This window comes from Leptolyngbya sp. FACHB-8 (genome assembly GCF_014695575.1).
In the GTDB taxonomy this organism is placed as follows: Bacteria; Cyanobacteriota; Cyanobacteriia; order Elainellales; family Elainellaceae; genus Vacuolonema.
The window spans coordinates 13612-36089 of sequence record NZ_JACJOO010000035.1; the positions used below are offsets into that span (position 1 = coordinate 13612).

A 22478-nucleotide genomic window follows, 5' to 3' on the forward strand; every position below is an offset into this window, starting at 1 on the left:
GTACAGTCTACCGAGAAGACTAAGGCACAAAGTTTACCAGACATCCCCAAGAAGCCTGACTAATCAATACTGACCCCTCGTACCGTACGCGATCGGGGACGGCTCGCAGGTGGGGCTTGCTCGATAGTGCGGCTACGCACTTGATGGGGCTGAAAGAAGTCTTGCCACATTGCTGGGGCATCCAGCGTCTGACCACCATGCTGAGTCAACCGTTGCCGCACCTGACACAGCACTGGTGTATTGACGCAAGCTCCAGCCATAATTACCTGGCCTTTCGTTAGGGCCGGAAGTTCTTTCAGCAAGTCTCGTCCAGCCGCCTCGACGCCGTACTTCAGGCTGTCCTGATCGACCGGGTTAACAATTCGCATGATGAATTGACTCATACATTGAGACAATACGTCTGAATCTAATTTTCCAGGACGTTGAGTAATCAGCCCGACCCCCAAACCAAACTTACGCCCCTCACTTAAGATCGTGCGCAAAATCATTTTGCACCGAGAGGGTTCATGGGCTGGAGCAAATCGGTGCGCTTCCTCCAGCAAGATAAACACCGGGTACGGCAGGTAGTTTTCGTCTTGGGGGTCCAGCTTCTCCTTCTGCGTGTTCATACGGGCTTGATTGGCCTGCCGAAGGATCGCTGCACAGATCACTTGCTGCTCCTCCTGGCTAATTTCGTTCATCTGGAGCACCGTCACCTGTCCGGGCTGAAACAAATCTTTGGGAGCTAAATGATCAGCGGTGTGGAAGTAATCAGAGCGGGCTAACTTATCCAGCTTCCACTCCAAGGCCTCGGCAGAACTGCCTTTTTTCTCATTTCCATCCTCATCCTGAGAGCGATCGGCATCAAATACCGCATCCATCAGGTCATTGACACTCCAGCGGCGATCGCCCATCCGGTTACGTAAAATTCCAAATGCTTTGCTGAGGATGGATTGCTGGCGATCGCTCATATTAGGGAGCAGGGTCACCACATCATAAAAGTCCAGGGATGACACCCGAATGCGAATATCCTCAGGTTTGAGAATTTTTACCTGAGGAGCATAGCCATCCTCATCCTGAAACGCAGGGTGACCGCGCAGATCCTCGAGCGTGCCATACTCGCCGTGGGGGTCAAAAATAAGTACTGCTGCTCGATTATGAGGAGCCATCAGTTCTTCAACCAGCACACCAGCGGTATAAGATTTCCCCGACCCAGTCCCCGCCAAGATAGCCATATGAGTACTGACGAGCTCTTTTACATCCAGCACCACTGGGACAGCCCCCTGAGATCGCAGCAACAACGAACCCATGTGTGCCGATCCCACATCTCGCACTTGCCGCCGATTCAGTACATGCCGAAGATACCCGTCGCTCGCAAGGTAGACCTTGGCGCCGGGCTTAGGAGCCACCCGAGGGTTGATGAAGCCTAAACGGACATCAAAATAGCCGATGACATCCACGGTCACTTCATAAATCTCTGGATTGGGGTGAGCAAACCCTACTAATGCCGCAATCGTCTCTGGGCTAATTTCGGTATCCGCAAAAATACGGTCAGGCAAATGGTCGATCAGACGGCGCGCCGATATTTTCCCTAAAATCTGGTGGGTTTCATCCGTTTCATCCATCCCGCCCACCTGATAGCAGACGAATTCCCCCACCTTGACATAGCGATTATCCGCTGTGATGAAGACATACTGGTTGCCATTCTCACCCGGACCCTTCACCGTTCCAATCGTTAAGGTAGAGGAATCATTCACGTGGTTGAACTGGTCGCTTGCCATACCCGCTCTCGCCTTACCTCGGTACTACTCTCATGTTTAATTTTGTATCTCTCTAGAGACAGATTACTCAAAAGCTAAAACGTGCATTAAGACACGGTTTCCTTAAAAGAGACATCCACCGTTGAGATCCCCGAAATCTTTAGCCAATCTTTCCCATAAACGTAGAGAATTCACGGATAACCGTCTGTTTTGAACCGTGTAGTCTAGGCATGACAGCCCATCTACTTGCTACTAAGGATCACCATCTAGGGCACCGCTCGATCAGCTGCAGCTCTACATCAGTTACTGTTGTCTCCCTCGTCTGGTAGACCGTCGATATTCTGACGTAACTGCCGCAATTCATATCGTTCCTTGCAGACATAATTGGTGCAGCTGCCCAGGAACAACTGAGCTACCTGCAACATTACGACAAGATCAGGCGTTCTGTTCGATTTTGTCCAAAAATCTATGCTTCTGAAAGACCTTCCCTAGCGACTCCCTATTTCTCTAGTGCAGGCTTTATCTATTTTTCTGGCTTCTTTGATGGTTTACTCAAATTTCCAACCCAACTTTAGACATCAGGCCAATATGGGCTATCTATCAGTTTCTTGATATAGCCAGGTTCGTGGGTTTCGGGTTACCTGGTTATCTTCGTGAGGTCGTTTCTTCTGGCTATGGCACAGCAATCCTTTGCATCTAGCTCGTCACCGTCCGCCAGAACTATCCCTGGAGCGTTACCCACTGACCTGCCTGTTGTCGTATTTGAGCCCGACCTGCTGAAAATGTTGCGTACCAGCAAAACCCCTATAGCGGTCGCCAACACTCTTCTTAGCCGGGCTCATCGCTTTCTACAGATGGATGTATGCCTGCTTGTTGTCACTAGCTTGCACCATTCTTCCCCCACAACCCTGATGTGGCGTCCAGGCGAAGACCTTCAGCCAGTACCGCTGTTCCCTCTAACCCAAGCCATTCTGGAACGACTCGAAGCACTCCCTTTTCCGGGGCTGGGAGAGCCTCTAGCCATTTCCGATATGCAGGAGTGGCTTGGCCCTGAGCGCCATAGCCTGCAATGGGGGAACCCTCCCCAGACCGATGCAGCTAACCCTGCTCAATCCCAAAATTTGGAGACTTGCCCGTCTGCATTAATCTCCAGAGCCCACTATCAGGGAAAAACTAGTGGAACGCTCATTGTGTTGCGTTCTCAATCGCATCCGTGGACCGAAATGGATATGCAAGTTTGCCACACTCTCGCAACACAGATTGCGATCGCCCTTTCCCAAGGACATCTCCAAAACCAAATCGAGCAGCAGCTTCAACAACAATCCTTGATCTATCGGCTGGTTGAAGTGATTCGCGAGGGCTGGGATCTAGAGCGCATTTTTGAACTGGCTGTCGACGGGCTGGTCAATCTCCTGCAGGTGAGCCGGGGGATGGTGCTGTCGTTTAAGTACGCTGATCCTCAACTCAAAGGTCGTCCCCTGGATGGGATTCCCCGCACCCGTGCCACGGTTGACTATCTCTACTCCTCCATCCATCTGCCACCACCAGAGGAAACAGGTCTTTCCACCTGGCTCAACCACTCGTTCCAAATATCAGACTGCGCCATTGGTCGCCAAATCATCTCAGCTGTAGAAAGCCCAGTGGTCATCCCACCCGTAGGGGCTTGCCCTGAAGACTATTCAGGAAACTATGGTGAATTTATCCAGACGGTTTCTCCGCTGCTGGATCTCAGGCTGATGCCCGCTCTGCTCGTCATGCCCCTCGAACATCAGGGGATTGGGTTAGGGTGTTTGATATTGCAACAGCAGCAGTACCGGAGTTGGCATCCCGACGAACTAGCTCTGGTGCGGTTGGTCGCCACTCATATTAGTACGGCGATGATTCAGGCAAAAACCTTGCGCAAAGTGCAGGCTTTAGTCGATGAACGGACAGCCCAACTACGCCATAGTCTCGATGTGCAGGCCAAGCTGTACGAGAAAACCCGGCAGCAAGTAGAGCAATTGCAACGCATGAATCAGGTGATGGAGGAATTCCTCAGCACGGTTAGCCATGAATTGCTTACCCCGTTGACCAGCATGAAAATGGCTATCCGGATGCTAAGAGAGGCGCCTCTAACAACGGAACAGCGCGATCGCTATCTCTCCATCCTGGATCGCCAGTGTACGCAGGAAACTCATCTGATTCGTGACCTGCTTACCATTCAGAAAATCGAATCTCAAAATACAGAACTGCAACTCCATCAAGTCGACCTGCAGTATCTCATTCGCGATCTGCAGCAGTCCTGGGAAGAGCCCCTTACCACGCAAGGGCTCACCTTCCAAACGCATCTGCCCGAGCGCCCCATCCTTATGCGCACAGATCCTGAGAGCTTGCATCGTATTCTAAATGAGCTGATGGCCAACGCGCAAAAGTACAGCCAGCGGGAGAGCACCATCCGCATGCAGGTTGTCGTAGAGTCATCTAATACAGTGCCTCAGGTCACGCTATCTCTCTGGAATACGGGTATTGGGATTATGCCAGATGAGCTCTCGATGATATTTGAGAAGTTTCGTCGGGGACGGGAAGCTATTCATCAAGCCATCCCAGGAATTGGTCTGGGTTTGGCTTTAGCACGTGGATTAGCGGCCCATTTAAGTGGAGCGATCGCCGCTACCAGCACCCCTATTCCCAACTCAAAAGCCTGGGAAACTTGTTTTATCCTGACCCTGCCATTATCTCCAGAGTTGGTATGAATAATGGGCACAGATCACCTTTAACCCTTTGAGCTCTGGATTTCAGAGGGGTGGCACACGGACAAAGCCCATTTCACGTTGTTTGATAATCTGTACTTCTATATTGTTGATGGTGTTGTTCCATGAGTGAGACTGAGTTCCCCGTTGCTAATCGGCCTGAGGAGCCCACTTATGAATGCGAAGCTTCTGATCTGGATGGCGACGAGCTAAGTAGGGAAGTGGCTGTCCATACAGAGCAGCTTGAGGGGCGACGGCGGCGGATCTCTGCAGAGTTGCCGTTGCCCTACTCCTGTCAGCAACTATGGCAAATTCTCACAGACTATGATCACCTGGCAGACTTCATTCCTAGCCTGACCAAGAGCCAGCGAATTGACCATCCTAGTGGTGGCATTCGAGTTGAGCAGGTAGGAGCAGAGACATTTCTACGCTTGAAGGTGTGTCTGCGGGTCGTGTTGGATATGGTAGAGAGCTTTCCGAACGAGATACAGTTCTCGATGGTTGAGGGGGATCTCCGGCAATTTACCGGAGCCTGGCAATTGACACCTCAACCAGAAGCCCGTGGTACCGTATTACGCTATGTAGTCACAGTACAACCCGGCCGAGCTATTCCCATCAGTATTATTGAGCGCAATTTGCGACACAATTTAGTCCGAAACCTATTAGCCATTCGTCAGCGAGCCGATGTTCTGTTCAACAACTCCCTGTAGTTTTGGCATTGCTGAATAGGGAAATGGTATTGAGGTCTCACCCCAATACCATTTCCCTTTTGTACTTAACCTCAGTTCGGGATAAGCTGAAGTGCTCATTTTGGTGTGTACTATGTGAACGCCAAGATGGGCGTTTTCGAGTGCCGCGGCGCGGCACTCGAAAACGCCCTTAACCCGAACTCAGGTTACTTAACCCTGTACTGGGTGACTCCGTAAGAATTGATATTAGAATCGGTGGCCTAGCCCAAGCTGAACGCGGACGGGATTCATTTCCTGACTGCTGGTGGGGTGGTAGCGCACATCTCCGTAAACCACAACACTGCGGTTGATTGCCGCTTCGACACCCGTGCTGAGGACAACTCCGTCGCGATCGCCCAGTACTGTCTGTGCCCCAGGTTGTACCAGGGCATATCCGGCTCCTGCATATACATTTGCGCTACTCCCAACAGGGACGTCATAGGACAGCATCGGCATTACTGCTTCAATGTCATCCCCTAAAACAACAGCCCCCCGAATGGATACTGGGAAACCTTGCACATCAATACGGGTTTGAAGATTGCGCTGTCCCGTATGGCCTGAGGAATTCCGCGAGCCCTCAACCTGATCCTCAACCCAGGCGCGAGAACTTCCAGTACCGAGCAGGCTGCCTAGGCTCTCTCTCATGTTAGAACCATCTACCGTAGCTCCCAGATAACTTCCTTCCAACCCATGCGTCTGGGTACGAATTTGGGGCTGAGTTTGACCTTGCGTTTGGGCGATCGCGGCCTGTTCCCCTAACCCTACTACCCCGAACCCGAGCCCAACCAAGAACCACAACCACCGCTTTTCCATCATGAATTCCCTACAATGCCTAACCCGGCAGAAATCGAACACAACACCCGCCACATTCTGTTTTCTGGCCAGGGCACTCGTTAATTTACGCCCCTGAAGCCCCTTGCTCAGGGCAGTTTAAGAAGATTCAGGGGAACAGCATCACTGTTGCGATCGTCGCTCTCTGCATTTGAACTGATATTCTTTCAAGAGCTATAAAATGGGTTCCCCAAAAGCCGTTTTATAGCTCTAAAGGCCATAAAAAAATCCCCCGATGACGGATCGGGGGATCAGGAGAATTATGCTTGCTGCATCAGATGATGGCGCACCGCAGCCGCACAGTGGCACCTCTGAATCATTAGGCTTGTCGAGAGTAGTACTCAACAACCAACAGTTCGTCAATATTGAGGGCAACCCATTCTCGCTCAATGGTGCTGGTCACCCTGGCGGTTAGCTTAGCTTTATCAAACTCTAAATGAGTTGGAACGTTGGCCAGACCGGGGTATTGCAGGTTTTCTTCTACCAGCTTACGAGACCGTTCCGTGGAGCTCACACCGATTTCTTCACCTGCCCTGATTTGGTAGCTGGGCACGTTAACCCGCTTACCATTGACGGTGATGTGGCCGTGGCTCACCAACTGCCGAGCCGCAGGAATGGTAGGAGCCATACCCAAGCGGAAAATGGTGTTGTCCAAACGCATTTCAAGCAGTTGCAACAGAATCTGACCAGTAGAACCGGGAGTTCTGCGAGCTTTGCGGACATAGCGCAGCATTTGACGCTCGCTGACGCCGTAGTTAAATCTCAGTTTTTGCTTTTCTTTCAGTCGTCGAGCATATTCAGACTCTTTACGACGAGCTGCCCCATGTTGACCGGGGGGGTTGGTTCGCTTGCCAGACTGCCGCCGATCTTTGCGGGTCAGACCGGGAAGAGTGTCCGTTCCGGTACACAAGCGACGAACGATGCGGAGGCGAGGGCCTCGATAACGCGCCATCTAACGTTTTCTCCTAGAAGTGTCCACAAACAATTCATGATAGCAGGGTTTGCCAGAAGAAAGAGGAACACTCAGAAGAATTCAGCAATTCTATTGTGAGCTCTAAAGCTCAAAAACCACTCGCCTGAGACAAGCGGTTTTTGACTTGATTTCAAGAGGAGAATTGCTGAGCCGAATCAGTTATTTAGGCACAGCGGGTTAGTATTAAACCAGACGGACCACTCAATCCACCCCAAGGGACTATTCCAAGACAACCGGAACTGTTTAACTAACCTTGAGGTCCAGAGCATAAAGGGGATAGGAACAATATTAACTTTTTCTAATACCCAAAATAGCTTTACATACAGAAAACGAATAGTTGAGCATTTCATGATAAAAGCAGACGCGGAATCCTGGGGTTCTAGGCTAAGATACGAAGCTGGAAATCAAGACTGACAACTGAGTTACAAGGCTGCCTCTGGAGTTGGGTGCAATTCCTTGAAGGTAGAATAAGTCAGCGATCCCACGTTCATAAGGAATTTGAAAATTTAATGATGGTTAAGGAAGCTGTTGTGAATTCATCAGTTGCGCATCCTATGTCTAAACTCCAGAGACAGGTGCGCTCCCTGGTCGAGTCAAAGATGCTGAAGCCCAACGATCGCCTCTGGAAAATTGCGCTCCTCTACGGCGATGAGTGGGCTTACTGGAAGCACGAGCTGGAAGAGTTTGAATTTACCATGCGAGATCCCATCAGCGATTTGCTGGCTGTGGAAACCTGGGAAGAAGAGTAATTTTGGTGAAAGGGTCAGTGTTCGACGCCATGCTTGAACACTGACCCACGTTATATAGGCTGCCGTTGCAGTATTTTCAGAATGTTCATACCTGTCTAAGAGATAGGGGTTGGTCTTTCAAAACCTACTCTCTATTGCCGATGCCTTAGACCATTTAAAAAACTCTCGATAATGCCTAATACTGAACGGCGGAAATCAACTCATGTTTATAGATGAGGGGTGCTTTGCTCCATCTCCAAACATAGGTTAATCTCTGCCGTTTAGTACTACGTTGATTGAGTTTTGTAGAAGAGATAATTCTTTCATAAGACTCAATCGAACTAAATTCTGAACTACCCCCGGGGTAGTTTGGCTAGATTTGGACGTACTCTGGCTCGCACAACAACAGCAGTAATGTTGTCATGGCCATTATGAGCATTTGCCAAATCGATCAAAGCATTCACGCCTTGCTCCAGATTGACCTGGGTACTGAGCAACGGCTCTATATGGCTATCACAGTATTTTTCGAGTAGATCGTTATCGGTCAGCCCGTCTGAGCACAGCAGGAGCAGCAAATCCTCATTCAGCTCAAGGAATTGCACATCAGGATTTACGAATTGCTCATCCCGAGGGCCAAGCGCCTGAGTGAGTTGGTAGGCATCAGGACGGGCATAGGCGATCGCCGCTTCTACCCCCCGCTGAATTTCCCGCTGGCCAACTTCATGATCTACTGTCACCTGCTCTAGTCCCGAGCGGCGGCTAAAACGGTAGAGACGGCTATCCCCAACGTGGGCGATCGCCACTTGCGTCCCATGAACCAGCACCAACACTAGCGTGGTGCCCATGCGCCCACTACCTGAGCTGTCATTTTTCTGGTTCATCTCGTAGAGGGCACTGTTAGCAACGCGGATCCCCTCACGAATAACAGCTTCAGAAGGCATTTCATCAGCCCAGTTCTGAGCGAAATAATCACGTAGGGTTTGGGCAGCCATTTCGCTAGCGACCTCCCCACTAGCATGCCCCCCCATACCGTCACAGAGGATGTAGAGCCCTTTTACCTGAAGCTTACGCTCGGTGATACTTTCGCTCTTAATGGCTTCGGTTTGAATGCAGAAAAAGTCTTCGTTGTGGTCTCGCTGTCGCCCAACATCGCTACGTCCGGCTTCTTCCAAACTGACCAGAATCATCGGAAGCACAATAGTGGGAATGTCATCACTCTCGCCCACTGGGTCATCCTCATCTGAATCGTTTAATTCAAGACGGGTAGCGCCCATGACCACATTAGTATCTGGGACATCTGAAGCTACTGGAGCTACTGGCTCGACCTCTGCGTATTTCAGCATGGGCTGGGTTGTGTCTTCAGATACGTCCGCTCTGCCAGCGGGTGGGGTAGGAATGGTATTCAGCTCCTCAGGAGGATTTTGTAGCGCCAGGGCGATCAATTCCAGTTGCGATCGCAAAACCTCTGAGGTCGCGACCAGCTCGGCAATCATATCGGTGCAAAGCTGGTTTAGAGCCTGAATGGAAGGATGATCCCCGTAAGTTGCGAGCAGCTGTTGCCAGAACTGCCCGAGTCGCTTCAGGCTGGCATCATCCACGGAGGTGTCTTCAAAGAGCCGCTGCAAATAGAGAAGTTGGTCTTCATCGATCCGCAGATTCCCCGGTTGCAGCAAGCTATCTCCATAGCCTCGGGGTTGCAGAGCCGTCCACAGCTCTGCCATCTGGTGAAAGAGATGAAGAATCTGGAAAGGCGCCAGGGGCTGCTGTTTCCAGACATCAATCATAGGCAGCAAATACTGGCGGTCCTCCAGCAGGACAATGATCAGATTGCCTTCTTCCCAAGCATCGCGGACCGTTGGTAAGGATGGATACAATTGCTGCTCCAGTTCCAGGTAATCCAGAGCAATCGTGGGGATCGGATACTCTTCTGATGTGGAGGTGGACACTCCCTCCGTTGGCAGATCCTGTTCCTTGCAAAGCAGATCCAGACGAGAGGGGCGCAGGGGTTGGCAATCGAGCACCCGCACATCGGCCCCGACGGTTCCTATAGTCGCTACAGGTAGGGGTTCTAGCAGTTGATAGCGCTGTTCTTTATCGAGGTACTCCGCTCGGGGGAAGCTATCGGATTGCCCCTCGGACTGGACAGCGTTATTTCTACTTTGCACCACAGCTCGCCAAAATGTCCCTGTAACGGCATGACATTTTGGGCAAGCTTCCAGGTCTACTGGCACCATTGCGCCGCAAGACAAACACTTCCGCTCTGTCAGTGAAGTGCCACACTTCTGACAGAACCTGTTGTTGTCTGGGTTCTCAAATTGACATTCCAGGCAAACGAGCATGTCGGGGATTCCTTACACTTATCCCAGCTATGGATACCGGTGCAGACACTCCTCCAGGAGCTTAGCGGATTTGTTCTGTAGAATAGCTCAGGACTGCTCAGCACATGCCCTGGAGAAGATCAGACCGTGCGATCGTCGCCTTTCAGATCACAGTGGGTCATTATCTTAAGCCTACACGAGGTACCCCAAACCTGTATCTGTTAGCGTACCCATTGCACTTCTACAGCACAACATTCCTTCTTGATCATCGCCGTCTTTTGACATTTTGAACCATATCAATTTGCAACAGCTTTACATCGGCGGGAGAAAGATAACGCCATTCGCCGGGTTGTAGCCCTGTGAGTCGGAGGTGGGCGATCGCCACTCGCACCAACCGCAACGTCGGAAATCCCACGGCTGCCGTCATTCGCCGCACTTGCCGGTTACGTCCCTCTGTCAATGTCATCTCCAGCCAGGCCGTTGGAACATTCTTACGGAACCGGATCGGAGGTTCTCGGGCCGGCAACTCCGGTTCCTCACATAACAAACGTACTTTAGCTGGACGGGTACGATAGCCGCGAATCACAACGCCCTGCTGCAGTTGATCCAAAGCCGCCGCATCAGGAACTCGTTCAACCTGCACCCAGTAGGTACGGGGGTGGGCGTACTTAGGGTCTAGCAATTGATTTTGTAACTTGCCATCATCTGTAAGCAGCAGTAACCCCTCACTATCGCGATCCAGCCGTCCAACAGGGTAAACATCTGGGACGGGAATGAAATCCTTTAGGGTACGGCAACTCGCTCCAGCAGCCTCATCTGATGGCATATCAGGACGGCTGAACTGAGTTAACACATCGTAGGGTTTGTAGAACACAAGATAGCGGTAAGGCACAAAACTCCAAGGTCTGGCTCTATCATCAGGCCCAATTATTTAACAGGAATTGCAACGAAATGCTGCGTTTTCTAAAACATTTGTTGCGCGGATTTAAGAGAGATTGAGTCGACCTCCTCAAAAAGGAAAACACCCTTTACGCTGATCATCTAATACGTCTGGTTACTCGGTGGGATTGCCATGGATAAGATACAGAGATATCGCGTTTTTTGCACGCTTTCTTTCGGAGATATTTACGGGCAGATTGTCGTCTGGCTAGTGGTTATTTTCTTGAGCCTCGCGAGTGCCATGGCATTGTTAGGAAGTAGCCGCCCTATCTATGCTTTGGCAACAGTAGGACTAATTCTGGTGCTGTCTTTGCCGTTCCTACTATTTGCATTTGTAACGACTCTACTGAACCATATTGAATTTAAGACTGTTGACCCGGCTGACGAAAAGCGGACGACATCTCGTTCATCGAACTCTGGCCAGCGTCCAGCTCAGCTTGCTAGCTAACACTTTCAGTGTAATTTTGTGTACCGTCACCTTACAGAATCAACCTGAAATAAACCCTCTGAATTTTTTATAAAAAGCTCTCTATCCTACGGCAGAGAGCTTTTTTTTGCGACACGATAGAGGTAGTGATGCAAACCCGCCATGCCGGGTCTGACTTTATTCGTTTTCGTTCTTCAGAATTTTCCCCTCAGCATGATTGAACACGACGTCATTATCATTGGTGGTGGCCTGGCGGGATCACGGGCTGCTGTTGAGATTGCCCGCACCGATCCACGGCTCAGCATTGCGGTCATCGCCAAAACTCATCCCATTCGGTCCCACTCTGTAGCAGCTCAAGGGGGCATGGCTGCCAGCCTCAAGAATGTGGATACCGAAGACACCTGGGAAGCCCATGCCTTCGACACCGTTAAAGGCTCTGATTATCTGGCGGATCAAGATGCAGTGGCCATCCTGACTCAAGAAGCCCCGAATGTGGTGATTGACCTGGAACACATGGGGGTCATGTTTTCCCGCTTACCCGATGGCCGCATTGCTCAGCGCGCCTTTGGCGGTCATTCCCATCGACGTACGTGCTATGCCGCCGACAAAACAGGCCATGCCATTTTGCACGAGCTCGTCAATAACTTGCGGCGCTATGGCGTTACCATTTACGACGAGTGGTATGTGATGCGGCTGATCGTCGAGGATGGCCAAGCGAAGGGCGTTGTCATGTTCCGCATTGAGGACGGACGCTTAGAAGTGGCCCGAGCTAAAGCTGTAATGTTTGCCACAGGGGGTTATGGCCGGGTTTATAACAGTACCTCCAATGACTTTGCTTCCACAGGCGATGGGTTAGCTATGACTGCGGCTGCTGGGCTTCCCCTCGAAGACATGGAATTTGTTCAGTTCCATCCCACGGGGCTATATCCAGTTGGGGTGTTGATTTCGGAAGCAGTGCGGGGGGAAGGAGCCTACCTGATTAACAGTGAAGGTGAGCGCTTCATGGAGCGGTATGCCCCAAGCCGCATGGAACTGGCTCCCCGTGATATTACCTCACGAGCCATTGTGAAAGAGATCCGGGCAGGGCGAGGCATTCACTTGGATGGTAGTGCAGGTGGACCATTTGTTCACTTAGATGTGCGTCACCTTGGGAAAGAGCGGATTATGAGCCGCATTCCTTTCTGTTGGGAAGAGTCTCATCGCTTGGTTGGGGTGGATGCGGTGCATGAGCCGATTCCTGTGCGTCCTACCGTGCATTACTCGATGGGCGGCATTCCCACTAACACAGATGGGCAGGTGCGGAGCAGCCCAGAGGGACTTGTAGACGGATTTTTTGCGGCGGGGGAAGCAGCCTGTGTCTCGGTACATGGAGCTAATCGCTTAGGCAGTAACTCGCTACTGGAGTGTGTCGTGTATGGGCGGCGGACAGGAGCGGCGATCGCCCGCTATGTCCAGAACCGCAAGCTCCCTGAAATCCATGAAGCCTATTACATCCAGGAGGCTAATCAGCGAATTCAAACCCTCTTGGATAGCCGAGGGAAAAACCGGGTATCTACTGTGCGGCAAGCATTTCAGGATTGTATGACCGACCATTGCGGCGTATTCCGAAATGAATCGGTCATGCAAGAAGGGCTGATTCGCCTGCAAACAGTACGAGAGCAAGCTGCCGATGTCTATCTGGATGATCGAGGCAAACTTTGGAACTCGGACTTAATTGAAGCGTTGGAGCTGCAAAGCCTACTCACCGTAGGCGAGGTCATTCTTACCAGTGCCCTGAACCGTCAGGAAAGCCGAGGTTCCCACTCCCGAGAAGATTTTCTGGAGCGAGATGATGGTAAATTTTTGAAACACACCCTGGCCTACTATTCGCCAGCGGGGATTGAAATTCGGTATTTCCCCGTGACGATCGCCCAATTTCAACCGCAGGAGCGGAAGTACTAAGGGAGCTGGATTGTGCGTGATAGCGCGCGCAATCCAACCCTCTAGAGTCTTGTCAAAGTTAAGGGTTGGGCAACCAGCCCTTAAATTCCAATGCTAGTGCGTGTTTTAAAGCTTACTGGGAGAGTTGTTTTTCGTGCGCTTTGCACCCAAAAACAATGTTAAAACAGACTCTAGTAAATTCCTCAAGGCCAGAGGTGGTATCGAAGACCACGTTGGTGAAGGCAGACCACCCATATGACCATCGGTACGCGACTGCAGCAAGATTTTCGGTATTTGTTTCAAGGATTTATTAATAGCCTGGTGATGGTGATATTGGCAGGGTTGGCGATCGCTGCCCTAACCCTACTGCTATTGGCGATCGCCCCCGGCAGCATTGGCGAAACCCTGCGCACACTCATTCCTCCCTCACAGCTCATGGCCTGGATGTTATTTGGGGCCATTGTGGAGATTGCCAGCCTCTGGCTCCTACCCCGATATGGGCTGTTTCCTCAGCGTCTAAGCAAGCGATTGTGCTGGTTTACAGGCATCATAACGGTCGTTTCGATGGTGCTGTCAGTCTTGCTCTCAGCAATCACTTAATCCCCACATTTAATCCTTAAAAAAGAGGGTGGAAGATTCGCTTCCACCCTCTTTTTCAACCCAATGGATGAGCGGGATAAGCATAAATTCTGACGTAGGTACATTTCCAAAGTTTATCCGGGAATCATACAAGATGTAATGGATCAGAAAATGGCGGCCTGAGCCGTCTCACAAACATGTGTTCTTTAATACATGCCGTTGTTGGTTCATGATGACGATGTGATGCACAAAGTCGGCTAAATAGTTGTCCAGAGTACGCTTGCGATTGCGCCGTCTGATAAGGATAATTTTCTACGTTTAGCCTTTTCAGAAAATACTCAGCCTGGCTGCATCTGTCATCTCCCTATTCCTTAGTGCATATGTTTTTCTCCCATCTCTTATTCGCTTGATGCCGCTTGGTCTTGTTGGCTTATGGAATCTACCGACATTAAAATTTTGCCCCTTCTTCTGTTATTTTTGGCGATCGCCCTGGTTGCGTTTCTGATCCCACTGGAGCCTACCTCTGTAGGGGTAATGACTCCTTTCCATCGGAGCTTTCAGGGGTTCTATGGTGGTGAGCCTACCGATTGAATATGATGCATGAGATTCTGATGGTGGGAACGCTGCCAATAACGTTCTCGCCATCAGAATCTCATGCACTCGCCCATAGCAAAGCGCTATAGGTGGAGTGAAGCACTCCACCTATAGCGCTTTGGGATTGAAGCAGCTACGGTTGCTTTTGTAAGAACCGCGCGGAGCACAGCTCTCACAAAAGCAACCAGATTTTAAACGCTTAAAAAGCGCTATAAAACACCCTGTATTGCACTCCAATCAGGAGACGAGGCGCGAAACGCTGCGGGAATCGGCTTGTATGTGCCGATTACGGTTATGCATGCGGGTCGCCATATGATTTGTAGGGATCTCAACAATAAAGGTGGACCCCTTGCCTGGGGTAGACTCACATTTGAGGCTTCCCTGATGCTGTTGCACAACGGTTTGATAGCTGACCGCCAATCCTAATCCATTACCCCGGCCTACTTCTTTAGTGGTGAAGAAGGGGTCAAAGATTTTGCTCTGAATTTCGGGTAGGATGCCACAACCGTTATCACTCACGCGAATTTGCACCCAAGAAGACCCTTCAACTCGGGGAGGGCAAAGCGTTGTCGTAATTGTGATGCAGGGGTTGCCGGTCTTCGCATCTTCCAGCGCTTCAGCAGCATTGATAATCAGGTTCATAAAGACCTGATTGAGCGCAGACGGAAAGCACTCCACCAGGGGTAATTCGCTGTAATGTCGGTGAATGGCGATCGCCGGATGCAGTTGATTGCTCAGAATCGCCAACGTACTGTTCAGTCCGTCATGAATATCAACGACTTTGCAGGAGGCTTCATCTAACCGGGCAAAGTTACGAAGAGAGGTGACAATCTCGCGAATCCGGGCAGACCCATCCTTCATGGATTGCAGAAGGCGAGGCAGGTCCTGCCTCAAGAAGTGCCATTCAATCTCCGCCTCTAAGGTTTGTAACTCCGACGCCTCTGCCCCCCCCTGCGATTCGTAATGCTCCACGAGCCGGAGCAAATCGGTCATATATCGCTCTACATAAGGGATATTGCCGTAAATGAAACTCACAGGATTGTTCAGTTCATGGGCGACCCCTGCCACAATCTTTCCCAGACTCGACATTTTTTCACTCTGGATTAATTGCGCCTGGGCCCGCTTGAGGTCTTCCAAGGCTTGAGCCAGATGGCGAGCCTGAGCCGTACTGGCATGAGCCTGTTGGCGAGTTTGATGGTAGAGGTGAGCCTGCTGAATCGAAATAGCCAGTTGATTAGCAACCGCCTGGGCCAGATTCTGGTCATCTCTCGACCAATGGCGGATATGGTTGCACTGGTTGAGGTACAGGATGGCGTAGAGCTGCCCGCTGGTTTGTACCGGCACCACTAGCGAAGACTTGATTTGGGCCTTCTGATACTCGGCATTATCAGCACCAATACGGCCATCTCGGGTAATGTCTGAGATCACAACCTGTCGCCGATGCTCAATCACCCAACGGGTAATCGGGCCATTGGTATCAAAGTCAGTGATAGACGGGGGAAAAGGTTCGCGGCACGCCTCAAACAGGTGCTTGCGACGAAACACATTGGAATCGACAGCAGATGGGGTGCTATCCATGCTGCGCTCATCGTCCTCTGCAACCGACTCCACCAGATGCACTAAGCACCGATCGACCGCTAAGGCTTCCAGAAGTTGAGCGATCGCCTCCGGCAAAATCTTTTTCACATCCAGGCTGAGACGGGTTTGGGTAGTGATGTGATTCACCAGTTTCTCGCGCTGAGCCTGCTTTTGGGTGCATTCGTAAAGCTGGGCCTGGCGAATGGCGATTTCGAGCTGTTGGGCGATCGCCTGCATAAAGTCCAGATCGGCAGCTGACCAGCGCCGGGGACGATTGACCAGACACACAATAAACCCAATCGAATCTTCCTGACCCAACACGGGGACCAACAGTGTGACCTGTTGCCCAAACAGGCGAAGATTCTCTCGCTGCCCGACAAAAACACTCGGATTGAGGAGAAACCCTGCATGCCCGGTGGTCGATTTGCGCCCTCGACCCACCAACCACTGACCCTGCCGGACCAGTGGCGCAATACCCCCCAAATCGTGAAGGCTGTAATGCCCCAAGCAGGATTGTGTTGCCTGAGATTGGGAGTACTCACCGACCACCTGCACCCGTTGCAGCTCGTGAAAGTACCAGAAAAACAGACAGCGATCGATTTCCAGCAGTTCTCCGACTTCCTCAACAGCTGTTTGTAGCACCACGTCCAATTGGAGTGAGTTACGGATGCGGTCAACAATGTAGCGTAACGAAGCAGCACGCCTTGGCAGAATGCCCAATGTAGAGCTTCGCCAATTCAGAAAGCGGGGGAGAAGTGACATTACAGGGAACAGGATTGCTGAATTGTAATAAGACCAAATTTAGGGAAACAGCTTTCCACCGTAGACATCGAGAAGTACGGAAAGCTCGGCTAGCGACACCCTGCTTTTGCCGAAGGCACTTATCCCTTAAAGGATTATCTGCGTGACTGTGGATTTTCTGTAACCGTTCGATCTTTTTAGAACTTTTCTCTTCCTTAGGACAGAGAGCACTTCCAACTTGTATACCAATGCAGATAGTTGTCTACGTGCAGAATAAAAAGACTTCATCAATTCTTCACACTAAGCGACCCGGGTTTAAGTCGCTTAACGTGAAGGTAAAGCCTTATGAGCCAAAGAACTTGAGCATTTCATCCAAACCCTAGTATTTTCTCTAGGCTCTCTAAAAAGCCTTTAGAGGGCTAGTTTTTTCCAATTATGTGAGGAAAAATGCCAGCCCTTCCTCATTACTTTGGGATGGATTCTGAAAAACAGGCTTTCGCTCAACGCTAGCCAGTGTAAAAGTTTGGGGGATTTGTCGTGTGATGCGATCGCTCAAAATCCCTCCTATGTGATTCAAATCACTCAAGTGGGTGCCCTAGATCACCCACTATCCCTTTGTAGGATCACCCGAACATTCCCCTAGAATCACCAAGTGCTTCATCGTTTGATCACCAGGTTTATCCGGGTTTCCCGTCATAGTTATAGGTGTTGATGCCCACCCCCAAAGTTATGATCCCTGTTGCTTTCCCGACTAATGGTTTTCAAGAGATTGCCCGACAAGTACTGAGCACCCGCAGACTGACCCGTGCCCACCAGTCCTATTTCATGACGGCAGCCCTGTCCTCCAACAGCCTGAGTGAGGACGAACTGGCTACCCTCGATCGCCTTTTTCATGCCGTACAGCGTGGTTTAGTGCGAGTTGTAGATTAAATGTCAATTGTGAGCTGCCAGGTTCAGTAGAGTAGAAGCACTGAACGACGACACACTGGCATGACTCACCCACCCACCCTCATCCTGCGCCAGGGACAGTTGCTCTCTCCCACTGGCCCCAGCGACTGTGTAGATATCGCCATTGAGGCGGGACGGATCACCGCGATCGCCCCCCATTTACCCCAATCTGCCGAAGTGGAGCTGAATGTGCAGGGGCAAGTGATTAGCCCCCCCTTCGTGGAATCTCACATTCATCTCGACTCCGCTATGACCGCCGGGGAACCTCGCTGGAACCAGAGCGGCACCCTATTTGAGGGGATTGAAATTTGGCGCGAGCGGAAGCAATCCCTCACCCTTGAGGATGTGAAGGAGCGGGCGATCGCCACCCTGAAACAGCAAGCCATGCAAGGTGTCCTGTTCGTTCGCAGCCATGCCGATGTGAGTGAACAGACCCTCACCGCCCTCAAAGGCCTACTCGCCGCCCGCGACGCCGTGAAGGATTGGATCACGCTTCAAGTGGTAGCCTTTCCCCAGGATGGCCTTTATGGTGGCCCTCAGAATGAAGCTTTGATGGAAGAGGCCATGCGCCTTGGAGCCGATGTCGTCGGCGGCATCCCCCATTATGAATTGACACGGGAGGATGGGGTGCGCTCCATTCACCGCATTTTTGAATTGGCGGAGCAGTACGATCGCCTGATTGACGTTCACTGTGACGAAATTGACGACGAGCAATCCCGCTTTCTAGAAGTTTTAGCGGCCTGTGCCATTCGTACAGGAATGGGTTCCCGCGTTACGGCCAGCCACACGACTGCGTTTCACTCCTATAACAACGCCTACGCCTTCAAGTTGATGGGTTTCTTACAGCGCACCAGCCTCAACTTTATTGCCAACCCTCTGATTAACATTACGCTTCAGGGTCGAGCCGACACGTACCCTAAACGGCGGGGCGTCACACGGGTGAAGGAACTCTGGCAATTGGGACAGAATGTCAGCCTGGGCCATGACTGTATCCAGGACCCCTGGTACTCCCTGGGTACAGGCAACATGCTGGATGTGGTCAACATGGCGATCCATGTTTGCCAGATGACGGGCATCCCAGAAATTGATGCCTGCTACAACATGGTTACCTGGAATGGGGCAAAGACCCTCCAGGTAGAGCCGGAGTATGGCATTGAAGTGGGCAAACCCGCGAATTTGATTGTGCTGGATGCAAGCGATCGCTACGACGCCATCCGTCGCCGCGCCACAATACGCTATGTCATTTCCCAGGGTAAGCTGATTGCTCAGACCACACCTCCAACCCCTCAATGGCAGGGGCCAGAAGAGGTGCAATCAGTTTTTGATCAAACTGGATTGCTCGTGTAAGTCTGGCCCGACGCGGAGAAATCCCCGGCAGGGGCGGGTTTTGCCATTTTCCTAACTGCACCACCAAGGATGACATTCAAACCTACCCTTGCGATCGCCTCTCATGACGATTTTTGCAGGGGCATAGTCATCAGGTTCATGCAACAGGCAAACAGTCATAGCTAAACCCGCCCCTACATTTCCTCCAAAGAATTTTACGAGGTGCGCGTTGCGATAAAGGTAGCCTGCGAGAATGAATGGGTATTGAACGTGTGATAGCCCTATCGTGACGTCTCCCCGTGCTGGATATACCTTGCCCGTCTTTGCCTGTGCGGCGGCGATCGCTGCTCTCCGCTGGCTCCAGGAGGATTTGCGACGACTCAACACAGTTTCCCTGGATCTCGTCAATCCGGCAGAAACCGTTGAGATTCCAATTGAACAGGTAGCCCGACTCGGCCCTCATTCTGCATTGGGGATCAGCCGCAGTGATCCTGGCGATAATGTGGATATGACGCGAAACACCCCAATCTGGGCAATCGTAGAGCGCTTATCAGAGCAGGCTCTTGGAGAAAAGTTGACGATTCGGGGGGGAGAAGGCATCGGTTGGATTACAGCAGAAGAGCGGCCTGCTATCTACCGCTACGCACAACAGGTCATGGAGGCAAATCTGCTGCCGCTGCTGGGGGAGCACGATCGCATCACGGTCACCATCATTCTGCCCGAGGGGCGATCGCTGGCTCAGCGCACCTCCAATGCTGCTTTTGGCGTTGTAGAAGGATTATCGCTGCTTGGCACCTCAGGTCTCTCACAGCCGTTGAGTGCGCCTGACCAATTAGAGGCTTTCCGTGAAGACGTGCGATCGCGTCCCCATCGTGGCTGCCTGGTGTTTTGTATTGGTGAGAATGGGTTGAGCCTGGCACAGCAGATGGGAGTTCCGGCGACCCGCCTGGTCAAAACAGCTAACTGGCTAGGGCCATTACTTGTGGAAGCAGGAATGCAAGGAGTGGAGCAAATTCTGCTGTTTGGTTACCACGGCAAGTTAATGAAGCTGGCCGGGGGCATTTTCCACAGCCATCACCATGTTGCTGACGGGCGGCGGGAGGTGCTGACCGCTTTTTGCGCCCAAGTAGGGCTCTCCCCAGAAAATCTCCAGAAAATCTTCAGTTGTCAAACTGCCGAAGCCGGGCTGGCTCATTTACGATCGCTAGATACCGCCATCGGCAGTTGCTGGGTGGATAGGGTATACGGAGCGATTGCCCAGGAGGTTGACCATCGGGCCGCTGACTACATCCGTAAGCATGCGGAACGAACGGTTTTAGTGGGATCTGTGTTATTTGGAGGCGATCGCCAGGTGATTGTTGTGAGCAAAACCGGATCGGCGATATTAACCAAGTTTTGTTAAGATGTTCCAAATAACTTGTTCGTCACAAACACTTTAAACTTACATTTGCATCGCGCTTAAGTCGTAGATCGCGCGGAGCTAAAAATTTTACAGCTTGGTTTTACCAATTTCCCTTTGATTGCCCCCGTTGTTTTTGGCGGCGGGCCGTTTTCTGAACCGTTTGGTTCACTCGTGGGCAGCAACTGCCCACTTAACCCGAAGAGACATCTATCAGGATTTAGCCACTGTGACTGCTCACCTCGAAACCCGGGACACTGACTCTCCTTCGCTGGAGACCTCCGAGCCTTTAAACCGTCAGAACATCATTATTTTGGACTTCGGTTCGCAGTACTCCGAACTGATTGCACGCCGTATTCGAGAAACCCAGGTTTATTCAGAAGTTCTGTCCTATCGCACACCCATTGAAGAGCTGGTCCGGATTGCTCCCAAGGGTATTATTCTTTCCGGTGGCCCTAGCTCTGTATATGACCCCGGTGCCCCTGTTTGTGACCCCGGTATTTGGGATCTGGGGATTCCTGTGTTGGGGGTCTGCTATGGCATGCAGTTGATGGTGCAGCAATTGGGCGGTGCCGTCGAACGGGCAGAGCGAGGCGAATACGGCAAAGCCTCTCTGCTCATTGACGACCCCACTGATTTGCTGACCAACGTAGACGATGGCTCAACCATGTGGATGAGCCATGGCGACTCCGTGATGGAGATGCCCGAAGGATTTCAGCTGTTGGCTCACACGGACAATACGCCGGTGGCCGCGATCGCCCACCACGAGAAGAAGTTTTACGGCGTCCAATTCCACCCGGAAGTGGTGCATTCTATGGGTGGGCAGGCTCTCATTCGCAATTTTGTCTACCACATTTGCGAGTGTCAGCCGACCTGGACAACAGCCGCGTTTGTAGAAGAAGCAACCCGCGAAATCCGTGCCAAGGTTGGAGATAAGCGCGTTCTGCTGGCTCTCTCGGGTGGCGTTGATTCCTCGACCCTGGCGTTTCTGCTGCACCAGGCCATTGGGGATCAGCTCACCTGCATGTTCATCGATCAGGGCTTCATGCGAAAGCTAGAGCCAGAGCGCTTGCTGAAGCTATTTAATGAGCAGTTCCACATTCCGGTGCATTATGTGAACGCGCGGGAGCGGTTCTTGAACGCGATCGCTGGAGTCGACGATCCCGAAGAAAAGCGCAAGCGCATCGGTCACGAGTTCATTCGAGTCTTTGAAGAAGAATCGAAGCAGCTTGGCCCCTTCGACTACCTGGCACAGGGCACCCTCTATCCTGACGTGATTGAGTCTGCTGATACCAACGTGGACCCCAAAACCGGAGAGCGGGTCGCCGTCAAAATCAAGAGCCACCACAACGTCGGAGGTTTGCCTAAGGATCTGCGGTTTAAGCTTGTAGAACCGCTGCGGAAGCTGTTTAAAGATGAGGTGCGGAAGGTAGGGCGCTCTATTGGTTTACCCGACGAGATTATCAACCGTCATCCCTTCCCCGGCCCCGGTCTAGCCATCCGTATTCTGGGCGAAGTGACCGAGGAGAAGCTGGACATCCTGCGAGACGCTGACCTGATTGTGCGTCAGGAAATCAACCGCCATGGAGTCTATAACGACTACTGGCAGGCCTTTGCGGTCCTTCTACCGATCCGTAGCGTAGGGGTCATGGGCGACCAGCGCACTTATGCATACCCCATCGTGTTGCGTATTGTCACCAGCGAAGATGGTATGACGGCTGATTGGGCACGGGTTCCCTACGATCTGCTGGAGCTAATGGCAAATCGTATTGTGAATGAAGTGCGGGGGGTCAACCGGGTGGTCTACGACATCACCTCTAAGCCCCCTGGCACCATCGAGTGGGAATAAAATTTCACCGTCACTTTCTCAGCGATCACCTGTACTAGATACAGGTGATCTTTCTTTCCACAGGCTCCTGTGGAAAACTCCCCACAACCTGTGGAAAACTTTCCACAGGTTGTGGAGAAGATGATTCAAAAA

Annotated in this window: 17 protein-coding genes; 11 read left to right on the forward strand and 6 right to left on the reverse strand. The window is 51.6% G+C overall.

Features of this window, described 5'->3' with window-relative positions; genetic code table 11:
• Nucleotides 1–59 precede the first annotated feature (59 nt).
• Nucleotides 60–1760, reverse strand: a complete 1701-nt coding sequence (locus H6F91_RS07015; protein WP_190771728.1) for a DUF87 domain-containing protein — start codon at nucleotides 1758–1760, stop codon at nucleotides 60–62.
• 632 nt (nucleotides 1761–2392) lie between these two features.
• Between H6F91_RS07015 and H6F91_RS07020 the strand changes: the two genes are divergently transcribed.
• Together H6F91_RS07020 and H6F91_RS07025 are read left to right on the forward strand one after the other, a co-directional pair.
• Nucleotides 2393–4471 carry a GAF domain-containing protein gene (locus H6F91_RS07020; RefSeq protein ID WP_206754910.1) on the forward strand — a complete coding sequence of 693 codons (2079 nt, stop codon included), beginning with the start codon at nucleotides 2393–2395 and terminating at the stop codon, nucleotides 4469–4471.
• A 122-nt stretch (nucleotides 4472–4593) separates the two neighbouring features.
• Complete coding sequence (locus tag H6F91_RS07025) at nucleotides 4594–5178, forward strand: SRPBCC family protein (RefSeq protein WP_190771726.1); 585 nt, start codon at nucleotides 4594–4596, stop codon at nucleotides 5176–5178.
• Between the two features lie 225 nt (nucleotides 5179–5403).
• Here the strand turns inward: H6F91_RS07025 and H6F91_RS07030 are convergent, their stop codons facing one another.
• Both H6F91_RS07030 and rpsD read right to left on the reverse strand, forming a co-directional pair.
• Entirely contained in the window at nucleotides 5404–6012 is a 609-nt protein-coding gene (locus H6F91_RS07030; protein ID WP_190771725.1) for an outer membrane beta-barrel protein, read from the reverse strand.
• 334 nt (nucleotides 6013–6346) lie between these two features.
• Nucleotides 6347–6979: a 30S ribosomal protein S4 gene (gene rpsD, locus H6F91_RS07035; protein WP_190771724.1), complete on the reverse strand. Its 633-nt coding sequence runs from the start codon at nucleotides 6977–6979 to the stop codon at nucleotides 6347–6349.
• A 551-nt stretch (nucleotides 6980–7530) separates the two neighbouring features.
• Here rpsD and H6F91_RS07040 point away from each other — a divergent pair.
• The gene (locus tag H6F91_RS07040) at nucleotides 7531–7749 is read left to right on the forward strand and encodes a DUF4327 family protein (protein ID WP_190771723.1); all 219 of its coding nucleotides are present in this window, start codon (nucleotides 7531–7533) and stop codon (nucleotides 7747–7749) included.
• 332 nt (nucleotides 7750–8081) lie between these two features.
• Here H6F91_RS07040 and H6F91_RS07045 read toward each other — a convergent pair whose 3' ends face one another.
• Both H6F91_RS07045 and H6F91_RS07050 read right to left on the reverse strand, forming a co-directional pair.
• A complete protein-coding gene (locus H6F91_RS07045) occupies nucleotides 8082–10067 on the reverse strand; it encodes a serine/threonine phosphatase (protein ID WP_190771722.1) in 1986 nt (661 codons plus the stop codon).
• A gap of 244 nt (nucleotides 10068–10311) precedes the next feature.
• Complete coding sequence (locus tag H6F91_RS07050; RefSeq protein WP_190771721.1) at nucleotides 10312–10938, reverse strand: pseudouridine synthase; 627 nt, start codon at nucleotides 10936–10938, stop codon at nucleotides 10312–10314.
• Between the two features lie 180 nt (nucleotides 10939–11118).
• Between H6F91_RS07050 and H6F91_RS07055 the strand changes: the two genes are divergently transcribed.
• The 4 genes from H6F91_RS07055 to H6F91_RS07070 all read left to right on the forward strand — a co-directional run bounded on the left by H6F91_RS07055 (nucleotide 11119) and on the right by H6F91_RS07070 (nucleotide 14502).
• Nucleotides 11119–11433 carry a hypothetical protein gene (locus H6F91_RS07055; protein ID WP_190771720.1) on the forward strand — a complete coding sequence of 105 codons (315 nt, stop codon included), beginning with the start codon at nucleotides 11119–11121 and terminating at the stop codon, nucleotides 11431–11433.
• Nucleotides 11434–11625: 192 nt separating this feature from the next.
• The gene (locus H6F91_RS07060; RefSeq protein ID WP_190771744.1) at nucleotides 11626–13353 is read left to right on the forward strand and encodes a succinate dehydrogenase/fumarate reductase flavoprotein subunit; all 1728 of its coding nucleotides are present in this window, start codon (nucleotides 11626–11628) and stop codon (nucleotides 13351–13353) included.
• A gap of 234 nt (nucleotides 13354–13587) precedes the next feature.
• Nucleotides 13588–13932 (forward strand): hypothetical protein, encoded by a 345-nt coding sequence (locus H6F91_RS07065; protein ID WP_190771719.1) that lies wholly within the window; start codon nucleotides 13588–13590, stop codon nucleotides 13930–13932.
• Between the two features lie 411 nt (nucleotides 13933–14343).
• Nucleotides 14344–14502 (forward strand): hypothetical protein, encoded by a 159-nt coding sequence (locus tag H6F91_RS07070; RefSeq protein ID WP_190771718.1) that lies wholly within the window; start codon nucleotides 14344–14346, stop codon nucleotides 14500–14502.
• Nucleotides 14503–14742: 240 nt separating this feature from the next.
• On the opposite strand, the gene H6F91_RS07075 is transcribed toward H6F91_RS07070, so the two are convergent.
• Nucleotides 14743–16845: a GAF domain-containing protein gene (locus H6F91_RS07075; RefSeq protein ID WP_190771717.1), complete on the reverse strand. Its 2103-nt coding sequence runs from the start codon at nucleotides 16843–16845 to the stop codon at nucleotides 14743–14745.
• A gap of 690 nt (nucleotides 16846–17535) precedes the next feature.
• Between H6F91_RS07075 and H6F91_RS07080 the strand changes: the two genes are divergently transcribed.
• From H6F91_RS07080 to guaA, 4 genes are all read left to right on the forward strand, one after another.
• The gene (locus H6F91_RS07080; protein WP_190771716.1) at nucleotides 17536–17754 is read left to right on the forward strand and encodes a hypothetical protein; all 219 of its coding nucleotides are present in this window, start codon (nucleotides 17536–17538) and stop codon (nucleotides 17752–17754) included.
• Nucleotides 17755–17814: 60 nt separating this feature from the next.
• Nucleotides 17815–19119, forward strand: coding sequence for a cytosine deaminase (gene codA, locus H6F91_RS07085; protein WP_190771715.1), 1305 nt, complete (start codon nucleotides 17815–17817; stop codon nucleotides 19117–19119).
• Between the two features lie 265 nt (nucleotides 19120–19384).
• Entirely contained in the window at nucleotides 19385–20500 is a 1116-nt protein-coding gene (gene cbiD / locus H6F91_RS07090) for a cobalt-precorrin-5B (C(1))-methyltransferase CbiD (protein WP_190771714.1), read from the forward strand.
• Nucleotides 20501–20726: 226 nt separating this feature from the next.
• Complete coding sequence (gene guaA, locus H6F91_RS07095; protein ID WP_347280016.1) at nucleotides 20727–22346, forward strand: glutamine-hydrolyzing GMP synthase; 1620 nt, start codon at nucleotides 20727–20729, stop codon at nucleotides 22344–22346.
• Nucleotides 22347–22478: the final 132 nt, after the last annotated feature.

What these genes read in the sequence shown, in the direction of transcription:
- H6F91_RS07015 (WP_190771728.1), bottom strand. Translation starts at nt 1,760, where the DNA reads ATGGCAAGCGACCAGTTCAACCACGTGAATGATTCCTCTACCTTAACG.
- H6F91_RS07025 (WP_190771726.1), top strand. Translation starts at nt 4,594, where the DNA reads ATGAGTGAGACTGAGTTCCCCGTTGCTAATCGGCCTGAGGAGCCCACT.
- H6F91_RS07030 (WP_190771725.1), bottom strand. Translation starts at nt 6,012, where the DNA reads ATGATGGAAAAGCGGTGGTTGTGGTTCTTGGTTGGGCTCGGGTTCGGG.
- rpsD (WP_190771724.1), bottom strand. Translation starts at nt 6,979, where the DNA reads ATGGCGCGTTATCGAGGCCCTCGCCTCCGCATCGTTCGTCGCTTGTGT.
- H6F91_RS07045 (WP_190771722.1), bottom strand. Translation starts at nt 10,067, where the DNA reads ATGCTCGTTTGCCTGGAATGTCAATTTGAGAACCCAGACAACAACAGG.
- H6F91_RS07055 (WP_190771720.1), top strand. Translation starts at nt 11,119, where the DNA reads ATGGATAAGATACAGAGATATCGCGTTTTTTGCACGCTTTCTTTCGGA.
- H6F91_RS07060 (WP_190771744.1), top strand. Translation starts at nt 11,626, where the DNA reads ATGATTGAACACGACGTCATTATCATTGGTGGTGGCCTGGCGGGATCA.
- H6F91_RS07065 (WP_190771719.1), top strand. Translation starts at nt 13,588, where the DNA reads ATGACCATCGGTACGCGACTGCAGCAAGATTTTCGGTATTTGTTTCAA.
- H6F91_RS07070 (WP_190771718.1), top strand. Translation starts at nt 14,344, where the DNA reads ATGGAATCTACCGACATTAAAATTTTGCCCCTTCTTCTGTTATTTTTG.
- H6F91_RS07075 (WP_190771717.1), bottom strand. Translation starts at nt 16,845, where the DNA reads ATGTCACTTCTCCCCCGCTTTCTGAATTGGCGAAGCTCTACATTGGGC.
- H6F91_RS07080 (WP_190771716.1), top strand. Translation starts at nt 17,536, where the DNA reads ATGCCCACCCCCAAAGTTATGATCCCTGTTGCTTTCCCGACTAATGGT.
- codA (WP_190771715.1), top strand. Translation starts at nt 17,815, where the DNA reads ATGACTCACCCACCCACCCTCATCCTGCGCCAGGGACAGTTGCTCTCT.